The sequence below is a fragment of the Acuticoccus kandeliae genome (assembly GCF_003073115.1).
Genome location: NZ_QBBV01000061.1, coordinates 1 through 431 on the forward strand (window position 1 = coordinate 1; position 431 = coordinate 431).

At 68.4% G+C, this 431-nt stretch carries 1 protein-coding gene; it reads left to right on the top strand.

Features of this window, described 5'->3' with window-relative positions:
- A partial coding sequence (locus DBV35_RS29295; RefSeq protein ID WP_157962091.1) for an AAA family ATPase occupies positions 1–431 on the top strand: 431 nt, incomplete at both ends.

The window sequence follows — 431 nt, forward strand, 5'->3', positions numbered from 1 at the left end:
CGCATCGGGTCCCAGGAGAGCGTGTTCTCCTCGGAGCGCTTCCTCGCGCCGCGCTCCCTGCTGGCAGCCATCCGCTCCGAACAGCCCGACGTGCTACTGATCGACGAGGTCGACCGCGCCGACGAGGCCCTGGAGGCCGTCCTGCTGGAGACCCTGGGCGAGTTCCAGATCTCCGTGCCCGAGATCGGTACCTTCGTCGCCGAGCAGCGCCCGTACGTGCTGCTGACCTCGAACAACACCCGCGACCTCGCCGCCGCGCTCAAGCGCCGCTGCCTGCACCTGTTCCTCGACTACCCGTCGGCCTCCCGCGAGCTGGAGATCGTCAAGTCGAAGAAGACCGGGCTGTCGGACCAGTTGGCCGAGGAGCTGGTCAACGTCGTGCGCGGGCTGCGCGAGATGGAGCTGCGCAAGTCGCCGTCGATCTCGGAGAC